Origin of the sequence: Glutamicibacter sp. 363 (assembly GCF_052379505.1) — a bacterium.
Taxonomy (GTDB): Bacteria; Actinomycetota; Actinomycetes; order Actinomycetales; family Micrococcaceae; genus Glutamicibacter.
In genome coordinates this window covers 1-259 of record NZ_JBQSYR010000107.1, presented here as the reverse complement: position 1 = coordinate 259, position 259 = coordinate 1, and the positions used below count along the sequence as shown (strand labels likewise).

Here is a 259-nt window from a genome sequence, read left to right as displayed (position 1 = left end):
TATCCCTGCGTGCCGCGCCCGCACCGGTGATCGCCACCGGGTTCGGCATCTCCACCGCAACTCTGTGGCGCTGGAAAAGCGCGTCAGACACCGCTGGGATCACCGGGCTGCTCAGTGAGAAACGTGGTCCGCAAGGAAACTCGAAACTTGATGGTGAACTGATCACCCAGATCCACCAGCTCAAAGCCTCCGGCCTTTCAAACCGCGCAGCAGCCAGCGAAGCCGGGGTCTCCGAGTTCAGCGTACGCCGCGCCATGAC

The 259-nt window shown here is 62.9% G+C and carries 1 pseudogene; it reads left to right on the top strand.

The features are described from left to right. Nucleotides 1–259, top strand: a pseudogene (locus ACT3UA_RS19060) (hypothetical protein); the annotation flags it as partial.